Origin of the sequence: Polynucleobacter sp. AP-Capit-er-40B-B4 (genome assembly GCF_018882245.1) — a bacterium.
In the GTDB taxonomy this organism is placed as follows: Bacteria; Pseudomonadota; Gammaproteobacteria; order Burkholderiales; family Burkholderiaceae; genus Polynucleobacter.
Window position 1 is genome coordinate 480,873 of record NZ_JACVOV010000002.1, and the last position, 16,159, is coordinate 497,031.

Sequence of the window (16,159 nt, forward strand, 5' to 3'; positions counted from 1 at the left end):
AAAAACCCGCACAAGTGCGGGTTTTCCGACGGCAAGTACCTAAAGCTTAAACCAACTGGGAGATACCCGCTAGTACCCAACCACCAGGACCCTCTACTGGCTTACTTAAATTCCAAATTTCGGAGAAGTCACTCGCTGGCGCGCCCTGTTGCTCACGAATCATGCCGCTAAACTGAACGCTGCAGAAATAATGTCCGTCAGCCGTTTCAATTCCCAAGAGCTGAGCATTGATAGTGACCACATCCGTTTGATTGCTTGCATCAGTGCGACCCGCTAAATCCTGCTGGATCGTGGCAAACATTTCTGGGGTTGTAAATTCTCTCAAAGAAGCAAGATCACCTTGATCCCATGCTTTTTGCAAAGTTGCAAAATATTGTTTTGCATTCTCTAAGAATGTTTGCTGATCAAAACCGGGAGGCAAGGTTGACTGAAATGCCTCAGGCTCGACGCTAACTCCGCCAAATGCGTTTGCAGCAGGAGTAAAAGCTGGCTCGTATCTTGGTGTCTGATCCAAGCCAGTACGCTGCATTCCGTTAGAGGAAAGATTAGGGCTTTGACCTGCACTAGACATTTTTGGCATGAGCTTACGCATTACAAACATAATCGCAAAGCCTGCCAAAACGGCAATCAGCAAACCAGTGATCAAAGAAGAGGCTGCCTCACCCAAACCAAAATGGGACAAGAGGTAACCAATACCCAAGCCGGCTGCTAAGCCACCCAAAATGCCACCCATGCCACCAAAACGACTAGGTGCAGGAGCTTGTGGAGCTGGGGCAGGTGCAGCAGGCTGCGCTTGCTGTGCAGGTTTTTGTACTGGCGCAGCTTGCTTTTGCATTGGCGCACTTGGGGCTCTGCCTATACTCTTGCCGCCACCTAATCGAGCAGCATCAGCATGACCCACTGTTGCAAAAATTAAAGTAAGACTTAAAAGTATTGCTTTAAAAAAATGTTTATTCATGAATCTGTACTCCCTCTTATAACTGCTCAATTTCTTTAGTTTTTAAGGCAATAAAAACTATACAACCATCAGTATTTAATTCCAATATGTAGGGCAACGATACCCCCAGTCATCCTATGGGTTTCCACTTCGTCAAAACCCACTCCTAGCATCATTTCTTTGAGGGTTTGGGCATCAGGATGCATGCGAATAGATTCCGCCAAATAACGATAGCTCTCTGAATCTTGCGCAATCTTCTCGCCCAGCCATGGCAAAACCTTAAAAGAATAGGTGTCATATACCGGCTGCAAAAAGGCATCTGGCTTCGAAAACTCCAATACCAATACGCGGCCACCCGGCTTTATTACCCGACGCATTTCACCTAAAGCTACCTCTTTGTGCGTCATATTGCGCAAACCAAAAGCAACCGTCACTACGTCAAAATGATTATTGGGAAATGGAATCTTTTCCGCATCAAACTGTACACAGGGCAAAGCCATTCCCCGGTCTAAGAGTCGATCGCGACCAACTCCCAGCATGGAGGCATTAATGTCGCTCAACCAAACCTGAGCATCAGGATTGCGGCCCCAGTCAGCTGCTTTTGCAAAAGCTGCAGCCAAATCACCAGTACCGCCAGCGATGTCTAAAACCTTTTGGCCAGGACGAACATTTGCGCGCGCAATCGTAATTTTTTTCCAAATACGATGTAAGCCAAATGACATCAAATCATTCATTACATCGTATTTACTGGCTACCGAGTGAAATACTTCAGCAACCTTGCCGGCCTTCTCAGCCTCATCAACGCTTTGATAACCAAAGTGCGTTTTACTCATTAGTGACTTCCACAAGAATGACCGCCCGACTGTCCTGCCTGCGCCATAGGCGCGTCACGATCAAGACCAGCAGCAGCCAATTTATCTAAATGCTCTTTCCATAATTGCTCTTGGTTTTCGCATAAAAAATATAAAAAATCCCAAGAGTACAAACCTGAATCATGCCCATCAGAAAAGCTCGGCTTGAGGGCGTAGTGGCCAACGGGCTCAATATTCGCAATCAAAACATCACGCTTACCAGTTTGCAATGTTTCTTGTCCAGGTCCATGACCTTGAACTTCAGCGGAAGGAGATAGGACTCTTAAAAACTCAAATGGCAATTTATAAGTCTGGCCATTCTCGTATGAAAGCTCTAGCACCTTAGACTGTTGATGCACAACGATGTTGCTTGGAATCATTAAACGAGAACCCTCTCAATACCACCTTGGTTTGCTTTAGCAACGTAGTCCTGCATCCAGTCTTTACCTAACAACTTCTGCGCCATCTCAACTACGATGTAATCCGCTGTTGTGTCGCTATCCGCATCAAAACGTGTCAGACCCTGCAGGCAAGATGGGCAGCTAGTCAGTACTTTGACATCACCAGTGAAATCATCCTTACGCAATTCATTGGCAGCTTTTTCCATTTCAATCTGCTTACGGAAACGAACTTGTGTAGAAATATCGGGACGAGTTACAGCCAGAGTTCCAGACTCGCCACAGCAACGATCATTTTTAGCAATAGCTTTACCATCTTCGAGTTGGATTAACTCATTGACTGTCTTCAATGGATCCTGCAACTTCATTGGTGAGTGGCAAGGATCGTGATACATATATTTCACGCCAGTGACGCCAGAGAGCTTCACGCCCTTTTCAGCCAAGAACTCATGAATATCAATAATTCGGCAGCCAGGGAAAATCTGCTCAAACTGATAGCCAGCCAACTGGTCATAACAAGTGCCGCATGAAACTACGACGGTCTTGATATCCAAATAATTCAGGGTATTAGCAACGCGGTGGAATAGGACACGGTTATCCGTAATCATCTTCTCAGCTTTATCAAAGTCGCCATTGCCGCGCTGTGGGTAGCCGCAACAAAGGTAGCCCGGAGGTAGTACCGTTTGCACGCCTACATTCCACAACATAGCCTGAGTAGCCAAACCTACCTGTGAGAACAAACGCTCAGATCCGCAACCGGGGAAATAAAATACTGCCTCAGTATCCGCAGAAGTTGTTTTGGGATCCCGAATAATTGGCACGTAGTTAGCATCTTCAATATCCAATAATGCGCGAGCGGTTTTCTTAGGCAAATTGCCTGGCATCTTTTTGTTAACAAAGAAGATCACCTGCTCTTTAACACTCGGCTTACCTACCGTTGCAGGAGGGTGTGCTGTTTGTTGTTTGGCAAACTTGCGCAGAACGTCATTACCCAAGCGCTGCAACTTGTAACCCCAACCAATCATCGTCTTGCGGGCAAGATGAATGCTTTCAGGGCTGGTCGCATTAAGGAAGAACATCGACGCAGCAGTACCAGGATTAAAACGTTGCTGGCCCATCTTACGCAATAAATTACGCATGTTCATGGTGACGTCACCAAAGTCGATCTTGACCGGACAAGGTGTCAAACACTTGTGACATACGGTGCAATGCGCAGCTACATCGTCAAACATTTCCCAATGACGAATCGAAACACCACGACGCGTCTGCTCTTCATACAAGAAAGCCTCAATTAATAATGAGGTTGCTAGAATCTTATCGCGCGGGCTGTAGAGTAAATTTGCACGCGGTACGTGTGTAGAACACACTGGCTTGCACTTACCACAGCGCAAGCAATCCTTCACGCTATCAGCAATGGCGCCAATATCACTTTGTTGCATGATGATCGACTCATGGCCCATCAAGCCAAAGCTTGGTGTGTAGGCCATACTCAGATCAGCATGTGGCATTAGTTTGCCTTTGTTAAAACGACCTTCTGGATCAACGCGATTCTTATAGCTTCGGAAGTCTTTTAACTCGGCTTCAGTTAAATACTCTAGTTTGGTAATGCCAATACCATGCTCGCCAGAAATCACGCCATCCAATGAGCGCGCTAACTTCATGATGCGGTCGACGGCACGATGTGCATCTTGCAACATCTCGTAGTCATCAGAGTTCACGGGAATATTGGTGTGTACGTTACCGTCACCCGCATGCATGTGCAAAGCTACAAACACGCGCTTACGCAAAATGTTTTTGTGAATGGCTTCCAACTCAGTAAGGATGGGCTCAAACGCCAGACCACCAAAGATGATGCGCAACTCTGAACGCACTTCATCTTTCCAGGAAGCACGCAAGCTGTAATCCTGCAGACGGGGGAAATAAGAGTCCATCTGCGTGAGCCAATCAGCCCAACGAGTACGCACCTTAGCAATTAACTCCAAAGCCTGTTGAACGCGATCGCCCAAGATTTCTGCTGTTGGAATTTCGTACTCAGCATCACTCTTACCAAGTGGTAGAGCACTCTTCTTCAAGAAAGCTTCTAGACCATCGAGTACTTGCAGCTTGTTTTTAAGTGAGAGTTCAATATTGATACGATCAATTCCGTCGGTGTACTCGCCCATACGTGGCAAAGGAATTACGACGTCTTCATTGATCTTAAATGCGTTGGTATGACGAGCAATTGCTGCTGTACGAGCGCGATCTAGCCAAAACTTCTTACGCGCTTCTGCGCTAACGGCAACAAAGCCCTCGCCAACCCGTAAGTTGGCCATCCGCACTACTTCGCTCGTTGCAGCTGCTACAGCCTCTTCATCATCACCAGCAATATCGCCAATCAACACCATCTTCGGCAAGCTATTACGCTTAGATTTTGTTGAGTAACCAACCGCTCTTAAATAACGATCATCTAAATGCTCAAGACCAGCCAAAATTGGCCCACCTTGTTTGCTGAGACCGTCTAAGTAAGCCTTGATTTCTACAATGCTCGGAATGGCTTCGCGTGCTTGACCAAAAAACTCTAAACAAACCGTGCGCATGAATTTAGGCATACGATGCAACACCCAAGTTGCGCTAGTAATCAAACCATCGCAACCTTCTTTTTGCACACCAGGTAATCCTGATAAAAACTTATCAGTAACGTCTTTTCCTAAACCCTCTTTACGGAAACGTTTGCCTTCAACTTCTAATAATTCTGTTTTGAGAACGCGCTGACCAGGTTCACTAGTCCCATCAGACCAAGTCAACTGAAAACGTACCATTGCCACATCATGAATCTTGCCCATGTTGTGATCAAGACGCACAACATCCAACCAGTTACCCTCTGGATCAACCATGCGCCAGCTAGCGAGATTATCTAAAGCCGTTCCCCAGAGAACTGCTTTTTTACCGCCAGCATTCATTGCAATATTGCCGCCTATACAGCTGGCATCTGCAGAGGTAGGATCGACCGCAAACACAAGTCCAGCAAGCTCCGCAGCATCTGATACGCGGCGAGTAACAACGCCAGCGCCCGTGAAGATAGTTGACACTTCGCGGTCAAGGCCAGGAAGTTTTTTAGCTTTAACGCCGCCAATATCTTGCAACTTCTCAGTGTTAATGACTGCAGACATTGCATAGAGTGGAATTGCCCCACCGGTATAACCAGTGCCGCCTCCACGAGGAATAATAGTCAAGCCTAATTCAACGCAAGCTTTCACTAAACCTGGAATTTCGGATTCGTAATCAGGTTTTAATACAACGAGTGGAAACTCAACACGCCAATCGGTTGCATCAGTTACGTGAGCAGCACGTGATACGCCATCAAAACAAATATTGTCTGAAGCAGTGTGGCGGCCCAACTCTTTTTTGGCACGCTTACGAATGACTTCAACCTCTTTAAATCCGTTTTCAAAATTTTCAATGGCGCGATAGGCAGCGCTTAATAAAATTTCGACTTGATCAGCAGAATCGCCACTATTGCGCTTCTTGACTTCGCCCAAGCGATGCCAGAGCGCATCGATTAACTGCTTGCGACGATTTGGACTATCAAGCAAGTCATCTTGCAAGAATGGGTTACGTTGAACAACCCAGATATCACCGAGAATTTCAAATAACATCCGCGCAGAACGGCCAGTACGGCGAACGCCACGTAAGCTATTTAGAACGCGCCATGACTCCTCGCCCAACAGGCGAATAACAATCTCTCGATCGGAAAAGGAGGTGTAGTTGTAGGGAATTTCACGCAGACGGGGGGAACCCGCCTCAGCGTCCAACAACTGGTTCAAAGCTAGTGGGGCGTTCATAGCGACATATTTGATAAATAAGCATTTTAATAGAGCAATCCTGATACTGGCAGTATTCCGAGAAACCTGCTCCCAAAATAGATAAACCCTTGCAAATCTAAGGGCTTAGGAGCCATCCGTGGTACGCTCATTGGATGGCAACGAACTATTTAAAGAAAATTTTATCGGCTCGCGTCTATGACGTGGCCAGAGAAACCGAGCTTCAGCCGGCCCCTGAGCTGACAAAGCGTTTGGGCAACCAGGTTCTCCTAAAAAGGGAAGATAACCAGCCGGTTTTCTCCTTCAAACTGCGTGGGGCCTATAACAAAATGGCCCATTTACCCCCGGAAGCCTTAAAACGCGGGGTTATTGCAGCCTCTGCAGGCAATCATGCCCAAGGTGTTGCCCTATCGGCAGCCAAAATGAAGTGTAAAGCCGTCATTGTGATGCCAATAACCACCCCTAGCGTCAAAATTGATGCTGTCAAGGCTCGTGGCGGATCTTGGGTCGAAATCATCCTTCATGGTGAATCCTACAGCGATGCCTTCAAGCATTCTGAAGTTTTAGGTAAAAAACGGGGCCTCACTTTTGTTCACCCTTTTGATGATCCCGATGTCATTGCAGGCCAGGGAACTATCGCCCACGAAATCTTTACTCAATATGAAAAACCAATTGATGCAGTATTTGTCGCTATTGGTGGTGGCGGTCTGATTGCAGGTATTGGTGAATACATCAAAGCAGTTAGTCCAAAGACAAAAGTAATTGGCGTTCAAGCCTCAGACTCAGATGCCATGAATCAATCACTCAAAGCGAATAAGCGCATTGAGATGAAAGATGTTGGCTTGTTCTCAGACGGCACCGCTGTGAAACTCGTTGGCAAAGAAACATTCCGTATTTGCAAAAAAGTAGTCGATGAAATTATCACTGTCGATACAGACGAAATCTGTGCAGCAATTAATGATGTTTTCACCGATACTCGCAGCATTCTTGAACCTGCTGGCGCTCTTGCTATTGCCGGGATGAAGAAGTACGTTGAGAAAAAACGGATAAAGAAGAAAACCTTAGTGGCTGTGGCTTGCGGGGCTAATATGAACTTTAGCCGCTTGCGCTTTGTAGCTGAACGCGCAGACGTTGGCGAGTTCCGCGAAGCCGTATTTGCAGTGACAATTCCCGAGGAGCGTGGCTCCTTCAAACGCTTCTGCGAATTACTAGGAAAACGTAACGTTACTGAATTTAACTACCGCATTGGCGATCAAAGTGAAGCGCACATTTTTGTAGGTATCAGCACGCAAAAAGCGGGTGATAGCGAGGCCATTGCAAAGCATTTCCGCAAGGCAAAGTTTGCAACGATTGACCTCACTCACGATGAATTAGCAAAGTCACATTTACGCCACATGGTGGGTGGACATTCTGCGCTTGCTAAAGATGAATTACTCTATCGATTTGAATTTCCAGAACGTCCAGGCGCTCTGATGAAGTTTCTTACCAGTATGGCGCCAAACTGGAACATCAGCTTGTTCCACTATCGCAATCATGGCGCTGACTATGGACGCATTTTGGTAGGTCTACAGGTCCCCAAGAATGAGCAGAAGAAATTCCAAAGCTTTCTGGCTGGTCTAGGCTATCCACACTGGGATGAGAGCAATAATCCCGCTTATCGCTTGTTTCTTAAATAATGTCATACACACTCACCGGAAAACTCGTCGTCGCGATCTCCTCGCGCGCCCTGTTTGATTTCGAAGAAGAAAACCGCATCTTCGAATCTACCGATGACAGCGCTTATATGAAATTGCAGCTTGAGCGTTTGAGTGAAGCGGCCCAAAAAGGGGTGGCCTTTCCACTGGTTAAGAAACTACTCGCCTTTAATGAGGAGGGGGAGCAGCGCGTTGAAGTGGTAATCCTTTCTCGCAACGATCCTGTAAGCGGCTTACGCGTCTTCCGCTCTGCAGATCATCACGGCTTACATCTTGAGCGTGGCGTATTTACTAGAGGTCGCCCACCCTACCATTACCTACGCTCACTGCATGCCAATCTCTTTCTGTCTGCGAATGAAGATGATGTGAGAGCAACAATTGATGCTGGATTTCCAGCGGCGCGTGTATTTCCAGAATCTAGCAAAACAGCAGAGTCTCACCCGAATGAAATCCGCATTGCCTTTGACGGTGACGCGGTACTCTTTTCCGATGAGGCAGAACAAGTGTTTCAGAAAAAAGGACTAGAGGCCTTTGTTGATCATGAGAGCAAAAAGGTTGATATTCCCTTGCCTCCAGGCCCATTCAAGCCCTTGCTCGAAGCGCTCCACAGACTGCAACGTTCTACCAGTGAAAATGGCATGCGCATTCGTACCGCACTAGTAACAGCGCGTTCAGCGCCCGCACACGAGCGCGCCATTCGGACTCTGATGGCATGGGGTATTGATGTTGACGAAGCGATGTTCTTAGGCGGCCTCTCGAAGAGTGAGTTCTTAAGAGAATTTGAGCCGGACTTCTTCTTTGACGATCAAACTGGTCACTGCCAATCTGCAGCATCTGTTGCGCCAACAGGGCATGTAGTATCGGGTGTCTCTAACAAGCCCAAGAAATAAAACTATTCATGGCAACACTTCCACTCGGACAATCTACGCAATACCCAGATCAATACGATCCAAGCTTGTTATTTCCCATTCCAAGAATAGAAAATCGCAAGAAACTGGGTATCAAAGAAAATCAGGTGCTGCCGTTTGTTGGAGTAGATATTTGGAATGCCTTTGAACTGAGTTGGCTCAACAAAAAAGGAAAGCCGCAAATTGCCTTGGCGGAGTTTCAAATTCCGGCTGACTCACCCAACATGATTGAGTCAAAATCCTTTAAGTTGTATCTCAACAGCCTCAACAGCGCACGCTTTGAAGATGAGAATGAAGTTAAAGAAAGGCTGATTGCCGATCTATCAGCAGTTGCTGGCAGCAAAATTACTACACGCATCAACCCTACGGAAGTAATCTCAAAAAAGGGAATGCAAGAAATGGGTGGCATTTTGATGGATCGCCTGGATATTGAAGTTGATCCAAACCTGCCTGCCGACCCAAGCCTACTGGGCGTGAATGAATCTTTTGGCCCAATTGAGCAATGCCTTGTATCCCACCTACTCAAATCCAATTGTCCAGTTACAGGTCAGCCTGATTGGGCTAGCGTGCAAATTCGCTATCAAGGTAGACCTATTCTGGAAGAAGGTTTATTGCGCTATCTGATTGGCTTTAGACAATTAGGTGAATTTCATGAGCATTGCGTAGAAACTATCTTTACGGATATCAAGCGTCAATGCAAGCCAGAGAAGTTATCTGTGTATGCGCGCTACACACGACGCGGTGGATTAGATATCAACCCTTTCCGTACCGATCACAATTCACCTTGGCCTGAAAATATTCGGCACGCACGGCAGTAATGAATTGCATCAGCAGCCAAATAAAAACCCCTTGTAGGAAATCCTAGAAGGGGTTTTTGCTATTGCGGCATTTACCGCATTAGTTGATATTCCTTAAAACGGAATATCGTCATCCATTGCACCTAATGATGCAGCGTTTGAGGCTGCTGGAGCAGACTGCTCAGCCGGCTTTGAGCGGCTGTAGCTTTCGCCACCATCACCACTGCCGCCAACAGGCTTACCACCGAGCATTTGCATAGTTTCTGCAACGATCTCTGTGGAATACTTTTCTTGGCCACTAGCGTCAGTCCATTTGCGAGTACGCAAACGACCTTCAACGTAAACCTGTGAACCTTTTTTGAGGTACTGACCAGCGATTTCTGCAAGCTTACCGAAGAATGCAACACGGTGCCATTCTGTGGTTTCTTTCATTTCGCCAGTTTGTTTGTCTTTGTAGCGATCAGATGTTGCTACTGAGATGTTTGTAACTGCGTCGCCGCTTGGCATGTAACGAGTTTCTGGATCGCGTCCTACGTTACCTACGATGATGACCTTATTTACCGAAGCCATGTTGTCTCCCGAAGAAAAATACTACTGTTATTACTGCTAAAAAATAAACTGCTCGCTTTAATTTAGTCTATGAAGCTGCGGTTATGTCTTTGTGGCTACATCCTTTGATTCTGTTGCTCTCGTTGGCATTTCACCCATCGACCAAGCAATTATAAGCCAGCAAACCAAGAGCGCCGCCCCCATGGCAAAGACCGATAAATCACCATGGCTATCCATTAAATAACCCCCAATTACAGCTCCAGAGAACAGGCCAATCGATTGCGTAGTGTTGTAAACACCCAGGGCAGTGCCCTTAGATTCTTTTGCAAAACGTGATACTAAGGATGGCTGCAAAGCCTCCAGTAAATTAAAGCCAATAAAATAAATTAACAGTGCAGTCGCTATAGACATGACCGAATTAGCTTGGGTGAATACTGTTTCAGCAATCAATAACAAAACAATCGCTACTAACAATACCGTCCTTAATTTCTGCCTCTTCTCGCCATAAATAATTGCAGGAGCCATAAAGACAAATGAGAGCAGCACTACAGGAAGATAAATTTCCCAATGCGAAGAAAGTGGCAATCCTGCCTGCACTAGTAAACGTGGCACCACCAAGAACATAGCTACTTGAGTTGCATGCAATACAAATACGCCGAGATTTAAACGCATCAACTCTGGGCGAAAGAAAACTTCTTTCAACGAGGCTTGTTGAACTTTTGCTTCAGGCTTGGTTGTAGGCAAAACGTAATAAGTGACGAACATTGCGATCACACCCAATACCGCCAGAACAATAAAAATTCCACTAAGACTAATGGCACGATAAATCGGAGCAGCGATCACCAAAGAAAGAGCAAATGAGAGGGCAATACTGCCACCAACCAAGGCCATTGCTCGAGTGCGAACTTGTTCTCGGGTTAAATCAGCCACCCAGGCTGAAATAGCAGCTGAAACCGCTCCAGCACCCATAATTCCGCGGCCAATCGCAATCCACAACAAATCATCTTTGGCGGCACAGATTAGGGCGCCAGCTACAAATAAGGACAGTCCCCATAAAACGACTGGTTTACGCCCAATTCGGTCGGATAAACGGCCCAAAGGGATATAAAAACAGGCCTGAACAATATTGAAGATCCCAAGCGTCAAACCCACCCACAGGGCATGCTCACCGCCCGGCAAGCCTCGTGCATGAATGCTGAAGATGGGCAATAGCAGAAATAAGCCCAACATACGGAGGCCAAAGATGCCTGCTAAGGCCAGAGTGGAGCGAAGTTCAGAAGGATTCATGGGAAAGAGCTATATTAACAAGTTACGCTAAAAAATCATGAATAACGAAATCAAGATCCGCGGTGCCCGCACCCACAACCTTAAAAACATCAATCTAGACATCCCTAGAGAGAAATTAGTTGTCCTCACCGGCTTATCCGGCTCAGGCAAAAGCTCATTGGCTTTCGATACTCTCTATGCAGAAGGTCAACGTCGCTATGTTGAGTCTCTCTCAGCTTATGCCCGTCAGTTTTTGCAACTCATGGAAAAACCAGACGTTGACACGATTGAAGGGTTATCGCCAGCGATTTCGATTGAGCAAAAGGCAACCAGCCACAATCCGCGCTCTACCGTTGGCACTGTTACTGAAATTCATGATTACTTGCGTTTGTTATTTGCACGTGCCGGAACACCGCACTGCCCAGATCATGATCTGCCATTAGAAGCGCAAAGCGTTTCTCAAATGGTTGATACTGTGTTGTCGATGCCAGAAGATACGAAGTTGATGATTCTGGCTCCTGTAGTAAGCGAGCGCAAGGGCGAATTCGTTGACCTCTTTCAAGACCTGCAGGCACAAGGCTTTGTGCGCTTTCGGGTACGCTCCGGCGGAGGCACAGCCAACGCTGCTAAGGCTGAGATTTTTGAAGTTGATCAATTACCAACACTGAAGAAAAACGATAAGCACTCTATTGAAGTGGTCGTCGATCGCATTAAAGTTCGGCCCGATATTCAGCAACGTTTAGCAGAATCCTTTGAAACTGCTTTACGCCTTGCTGACGGCAAAGCCATGATCGTGGATATGGATACTGGCAAAGAGATGATTTTCTCGAGCAAGTTTGCTTGCCCAGTTTGCTCATACTCCTTGCAAGAATTAGAGCCTCGCCTCTTCTCTTTTAATAATCCAATGGGTGCCTGTCCATCGTGTGACGGCCTTGGCCACCAGTCTTTCTTTGATCCAAAACGAATCGTTGCCCATCCTGATTTATCTCTGGCATCAGGAGCCATTAAAGGCTGGGATCGCCGCAATCAGTTCTATTTTAAGTTGCTGCAGACATTGGCTAAGCATGGTGGCTTCGATGTAGAAAAACCATTTGAAACGCTCAACAAGAAACAGCAGGACCTGATTCTATTGGGCTCTGGTGATGTCACCATTCCATTTGAATACATCAATGAGCGCGGCAAGAATAGTATTCGCGAACATGCATTTGAAGGTATTGTTGCGAACTTTGAAAGACGCTATCGCGAAACAGATTCAATGACAGTTCGTGAAGAATTATCACGCTATCAAAACGTACAAACATGCCCTGAATGCAACGGCAGTCGTTTACGCAAAGAAGCTCGCTTTGTCAAAGTGGGTGAGAAAAAGCAATCGCGCGCTATTTATGAAATCAGCGCCCTACCTCTAAAAGAGGCAAAAGAATATTTTGAAACGCTTGAGCTCAAAGGTGCTAAACGAGAAATTGCTGACAAGATCGTTAAAGAGATTGGTGCACGCCTACGCTTTTTAAATGACGTAGGTCTTGATTACCTTTCTCTCGAGCGTAGTGCAGACACGCTTTCTGGTGGTGAAGCACAGCGTATCCGCCTAGCAAGCCAGATTGGCTCTGGCTTAACTGGCGTCATGTACGTCTTAGATGAACCATCGATTGGCCTGCATCAACGCGACAACGATCGCCTTATCGGCACCCTCAAACACTTACGTGATTTAGGCAATAGTGTCTTAGTGGTTGAACATGATGAAGACATGATTCGTGCATCTGACTGGGTGATCGACATTGGTCCTGGTGCCGGCGTTCATGGTGGTGAGGTGGTTGCTCAAGGCACTCCGGCAGAAGTAGAAGCAAATACAAACTCCTTAACTGGCGCATACCTCTCGGGTCGTGAAGCAATTGCAGTTCCAGAAAAACGCATCCCAGTAAATGATCGCTTCTTAGAAATCATTGGTGCACGCGGTAATAATTTGCAATCAGTGCATGCCAAGATTCCAGTTGGCTTATTGACTTGCGTTACTGGCGTATCAGGCTCTGGTAAATCGACCCTAATTAACGATACCTTGCATCATGCTGTAGCCCAGCATTTATATGGATCCAACGCAGAACCAGCAGCACACGATGCAATTAAAGGCTTAGAGCACTTTGACAAAGTCATTAGCGTTGACCAGTCGCCGATTGGCAGGACGCCACGCTCTAACCCCGCCACTTATACGGGGCTCTTTACTCCAATCAGAGAACTCTTTGCAGGTGTTCCTGCTTCACGCGAACGTGGCTATGAGGCGGGTCGTTTCTCCTTTAACGTTAAAGGTGGTCGCTGCGATTCTTGCGAAGGCGACGGCGTTCTCAAGGTAGAAATGCATTTCTTGCCAGACGTCTATGTTCCTTGCGATGTTTGTCACGGTAAACGCTATAACCGCGAGACTTTAGATATTCGTTACAAGGGTAAGAATATTCATGAGGTGCTGTCGATGACTATCGAGCAAGCCCATGAATTCTTTGAAGCAGTTCCTGTAGTAAAGCGCAAACTCAAAACACTGCTTGATGTTGGTTTGGGTTATGTGAAGCTTGGACAAAGCGCAACCACCTTATCTGGCGGCGAAGCGCAACGCGTAAAACTCTCTCTAGAGCTTTCCAAGCGCGACACTGGCAGAACCTTATATATCCTCGATGAACCGACTACTGGCTTACATTTCCATGACATCCAGTTGTTGCTGACAGTAATTCAGACACTCAAGAAACAGGGCAACACGATTGTCATCATTGAGCACAATCTCGATGTCATTAAGACAGCAGATTGGATTATTGATTTAGGGCCTAAGGGCGGCGCTGGTGGAGGACAGATTATTGCTACTGGTAAACCAGAAGATGTGGCTAAAAATGAAGTGAGTTTTACAGGCCACTACTTAGCGCCATTACTAATTCGCAAAGCGCCGACCCCTGTAGCGAGCAAAAAGAAAAAGTAAGGCGCTATCTGATCTCAGAGTAATTTAGCTTCAGCTAAATCCGTTGCCTCTGAATTGCCTGAGATCACCAAAATATCGTTAGCTTCTAGCTTTAGATCTGAGCTGGGGTCTAACTTCACATAATCAGCATTAAGACCCTTGCGACGAACTGCTTGAACGTTGACGCCCTCTTTTTCTAAGTCAAGTTCACCCAATGTCTTACCAATCGCTTGTGAATTTGGCAAAAGGGTTATGGCATGTAAGCGCCATGATTCATTGGAACCAAAGTCATCGTCGGCGGATCCTCGGAAATAACCCCTCAACAAGCTATAGCGCTCTTCACGCGCCGTGGTGATGCGTCGCACTACCTTGCGCATTGGTACACCCATAATTAACAAGACGTGTGAGGCAATCATCAAACTGCCTTCGATTAACTCAGGAACAACCTCGGTAGCACCCGCAGCCTGTAACCTTGCAATATCCGCATCATCTCTGGTGCGAACCAATACAGTCATACCTGGACGCAAATGTTCAACCTGACGGAGAACACGCATGCTTGCAGCAGTATCAGCATAGGTAATCACTACCGCTTTTGCTCTTGAGAGGCCGGCAGCAACTAAATAGTTTTCACGACTTGCATCGCCATAGACGACATTGTCACCAGCAGCCGCAGCTTCTTTAACGCGATCTGGATCTAAATCCAAAGCAATATACGGAATTTTTTCTTGATCAAGCATACGCGCCAAACTTTGACCTGAACGACCAAAACCACAAATGACGACATGGTTTTCATTGCGCACGCTCTTGGCGGCAACACGTGTCAATGCAAGAGATTGCAATAGCCATTCGTTACTAGAGAAGCGCATCGCAATGCGATCGCTATATTCAATCAAGAATGGTGCGCAGAACATCGAGATCAACATAGCTGCTAATACCGCTTGACTCAAAGTAGGGTCAATCAAATCCAATCCATCAATTTGATTAAGCAAAACAAACCCGAATTCACCTGCCTGAGCCAGGCACAAGCCCGTTCTAATGGAGATGCCCGGGCTTGAGCCAAAGACTCTAGACAATAAAGCGATAAGACCAAACTTAAAGACAAGTGGCCCGATTAACAAAGCGAGAACAAGTACCCACTGCTCACGAATGACATTGAAATCGAGCAGCATGCCAATCGTAATAAAGAAGAGACCCAGTAAGACATCGCGAAATGGTTTGACGTCTTCTTCCACCTGATGGCGATAAGGGGTTTCAGAAATCAACATACCTGCCAAAAATGCTCCGAGCGCTAGCGATAAACCAAAATGCTCTGTTAACCCCGCCATGCCCAACACAATCAACAAGAGGTTCAACATGAATAACTCTTGTGAGCGCAACTTGGCAACTAACCTAAACCAATGGCTCATCAAACTTTGGCCAATAAAGAAAATCAATACCAAGGCAATCGTGATTTTGATCGATGCTGTAGTTAACGCAACAAATAAGTCGGAAGGATTTTTTCCGAGAGATGGCAATAAGATCAACAGGAAGACAACAGCTAAATCCTGGAATAACAAAATCCCCACAACGTTACGACCATGCTCAGTCTCTAATTCAGCGCGATCTGAAATCAATTTAGTCACAATTGCTGTAGATGACATTGCCAATGCGCCACCCAAAGCAATGGCGGCATGCCATGAGATGGGGTAAATCCAGTTCATTAATAAGCTTGCGGGAATCGCTAACAGCATTGTCAGAATGACTTGACTACCGCCGAGGCCAAATACGATAGATCGCATTGCCCGCAGCTTGTGGAGGTTAAATTCCAGACCAATGGAGAACATCAAGAAAACTACGCCAAATTCAGCCAAATACTTAACGGTGGCTGAGTCATTGGCCAAACCCAGAGCATGGGGGCCAATCAGCACACCGATAGCCAAATAGCCCAAAATAGGGGGTAAGCCAAAATAGCGGAAAATAACCACTCCGGCCACACCCGAGGCCAGGAGAATGAGGGTTAATTGAAGGACTGACGGCATATACTT

The 16,159-nt window shown here is 46.5% G+C and carries 11 protein-coding genes; 4 read left to right on the forward strand and 7 right to left on the reverse strand.

All coding sequences use genetic code 11. From position 1 onward, the window contains the following. Nucleotides 1–46: 46 nt before the first annotated feature. The 4 genes from ICN19_RS07395 to ICN19_RS07410 form a co-directional block, all read right to left on the reverse strand. On the reverse strand, nucleotides 47–958 hold the full coding sequence (locus tag ICN19_RS07395) for a Tim44 domain-containing protein (RefSeq protein ID WP_216246647.1): 912 nt from the start codon (nucleotides 956–958) through the stop codon (nucleotides 47–49). Nucleotides 959–1,026: 68 nt separating this feature from the next. Next, nucleotides 1,027–1,770 (reverse strand): bifunctional demethylmenaquinone methyltransferase/2-methoxy-6-polyprenyl-1,4-benzoquinol methylase UbiE, encoded by a 744-nt coding sequence (ubiE, locus tag ICN19_RS07400; protein WP_216246649.1) that lies wholly within the window; start codon nucleotides 1,768–1,770, stop codon nucleotides 1,027–1,029. Next, the gene (locus ICN19_RS07405) at nucleotides 1,770–2,168 is read right to left on the reverse strand and encodes a gamma-butyrobetaine hydroxylase-like domain-containing protein (protein WP_216246651.1); all 399 of its coding nucleotides are present in this window, start codon (nucleotides 2,166–2,168) and stop codon (nucleotides 1,770–1,772) included. The genes ubiE and ICN19_RS07405 overlap by 1 nt, the downstream gene beginning before the upstream one ends. Next, nucleotides 2,168–6,007 carry an FAD/FMN-binding oxidoreductase gene (locus ICN19_RS07410; RefSeq protein ID WP_216246653.1) on the reverse strand — a complete coding sequence of 1,280 codons (3,840 nt, stop codon included), beginning with the start codon at nucleotides 6,005–6,007 and terminating at the stop codon, nucleotides 2,168–2,170. The genes ICN19_RS07405 and ICN19_RS07410 overlap by 1 nt, the downstream gene beginning before the upstream one ends. A gap of 134 nt (nucleotides 6,008–6,141) precedes the next feature. On the opposite strand from ICN19_RS07410, the gene ilvA reads away from it, so the two are divergent. Genes ilvA through queF form a run of 3 tightly spaced genes read left to right on the forward strand, consistent with a single transcriptional unit; the run spans nucleotide 6,142 to nucleotide 9,406 of the window. Next, complete coding sequence (gene ilvA / locus ICN19_RS07415) at nucleotides 6,142–7,662, forward strand: threonine ammonia-lyase, biosynthetic (protein ID WP_216246655.1); 1,521 nt, start codon at nucleotides 6,142–6,144, stop codon at nucleotides 7,660–7,662. Next, a complete protein-coding gene (locus ICN19_RS07420) occupies nucleotides 7,662–8,570 on the forward strand; it encodes a 5'-nucleotidase (protein ID WP_216246656.1) in 909 nt (302 codons plus the stop codon). The genes ilvA and ICN19_RS07420 overlap by 1 nt, the downstream gene beginning before the upstream one ends. An 8-nt stretch (nucleotides 8,571–8,578) precedes the next feature. Continuing rightward, nucleotides 8,579–9,406, forward strand: a complete 828-nt coding sequence (queF, locus tag ICN19_RS07425) for an NADPH-dependent 7-cyano-7-deazaguanine reductase QueF (RefSeq protein ID WP_216246658.1) — start codon at nucleotides 8,579–8,581, stop codon at nucleotides 9,404–9,406. 93 nt (nucleotides 9,407–9,499) lie between these two features. Here the strand turns inward: queF and ssb are convergent, their stop codons facing one another. Next, the gene (gene ssb, locus ICN19_RS07430; protein WP_068319607.1) at nucleotides 9,500–9,955 is read right to left on the reverse strand and encodes a single-stranded DNA-binding protein; all 456 of its coding nucleotides are present in this window, start codon (nucleotides 9,953–9,955) and stop codon (nucleotides 9,500–9,502) included. An 81-nt stretch (nucleotides 9,956–10,036) separates the two neighbouring features. Beyond that, nucleotides 10,037–11,221, reverse strand: coding sequence for an MFS transporter (locus ICN19_RS07435; RefSeq protein WP_216246660.1), 1,185 nt, complete (start codon nucleotides 11,219–11,221; stop codon nucleotides 10,037–10,039). A gap of 37 nt (nucleotides 11,222–11,258) precedes the next feature. Between ICN19_RS07435 and uvrA the strand changes: the two genes are divergently transcribed. Then, the gene (uvrA, locus tag ICN19_RS07440; RefSeq protein ID WP_216246663.1) at nucleotides 11,259–14,156 is read left to right on the forward strand and encodes an excinuclease ABC subunit UvrA; all 2,898 of its coding nucleotides are present in this window, start codon (nucleotides 11,259–11,261) and stop codon (nucleotides 14,154–14,156) included. 14 nt (nucleotides 14,157–14,170) lie between these two features. On the opposite strand, the gene ICN19_RS07445 is transcribed toward uvrA, so the two are convergent. After that, on the reverse strand, nucleotides 14,171–16,153 hold the full coding sequence (locus ICN19_RS07445) for a monovalent cation:proton antiporter family protein (RefSeq protein ID WP_216246664.1): 1,983 nt from the start codon (nucleotides 16,151–16,153) through the stop codon (nucleotides 14,171–14,173). Nucleotides 16,154–16,159: the final 6 nt, after the last annotated feature.

Bases quoted from the DNA above. Each gene is read 5' to 3' on its own strand.
- ICN19_RS07395 (WP_216246647.1), bottom strand. From the start codon at position 958: ATGAATAAACATTTTTTTAAAGCAATACTTTTAAGTCTTACTTTAATT.
- ubiE (WP_216246649.1), bottom strand. From the start codon at position 1,770: ATGAGTAAAACGCACTTTGGTTATCAAAGCGTTGATGAGGCTGAGAAG.
- ICN19_RS07405 (WP_216246651.1), bottom strand. From the start codon at position 2,168: ATGATTCCAAGCAACATCGTTGTGCATCAACAGTCTAAGGTGCTAGAG.
- ICN19_RS07410 (WP_216246653.1), bottom strand. From the start codon at position 6,007: ATGAACGCCCCACTAGCTTTGAACCAGTTGTTGGACGCTGAGGCGGGT.
- ilvA (WP_216246655.1), top strand. From the start codon at position 6,142: ATGGCAACGAACTATTTAAAGAAAATTTTATCGGCTCGCGTCTATGAC.
- ICN19_RS07420 (WP_216246656.1), top strand. From the start codon at position 7,662: ATGTCATACACACTCACCGGAAAACTCGTCGTCGCGATCTCCTCGCGC.
- queF (WP_216246658.1), top strand. From the start codon at position 8,579: ATGGCAACACTTCCACTCGGACAATCTACGCAATACCCAGATCAATAC.
- ssb (WP_068319607.1), bottom strand. From the start codon at position 9,955: ATGGCTTCGGTAAATAAGGTCATCATCGTAGGTAACGTAGGACGCGAT.
- ICN19_RS07435 (WP_216246660.1), bottom strand. From the start codon at position 11,221: ATGAATCCTTCTGAACTTCGCTCCACTCTGGCCTTAGCAGGCATCTTT.
- uvrA (WP_216246663.1), top strand. From the start codon at position 11,259: ATGAATAACGAAATCAAGATCCGCGGTGCCCGCACCCACAACCTTAAA.
- ICN19_RS07445 (WP_216246664.1), bottom strand. From the start codon at position 16,153: ATGCCGTCAGTCCTTCAATTAACCCTCATTCTCCTGGCCTCGGGTGTG.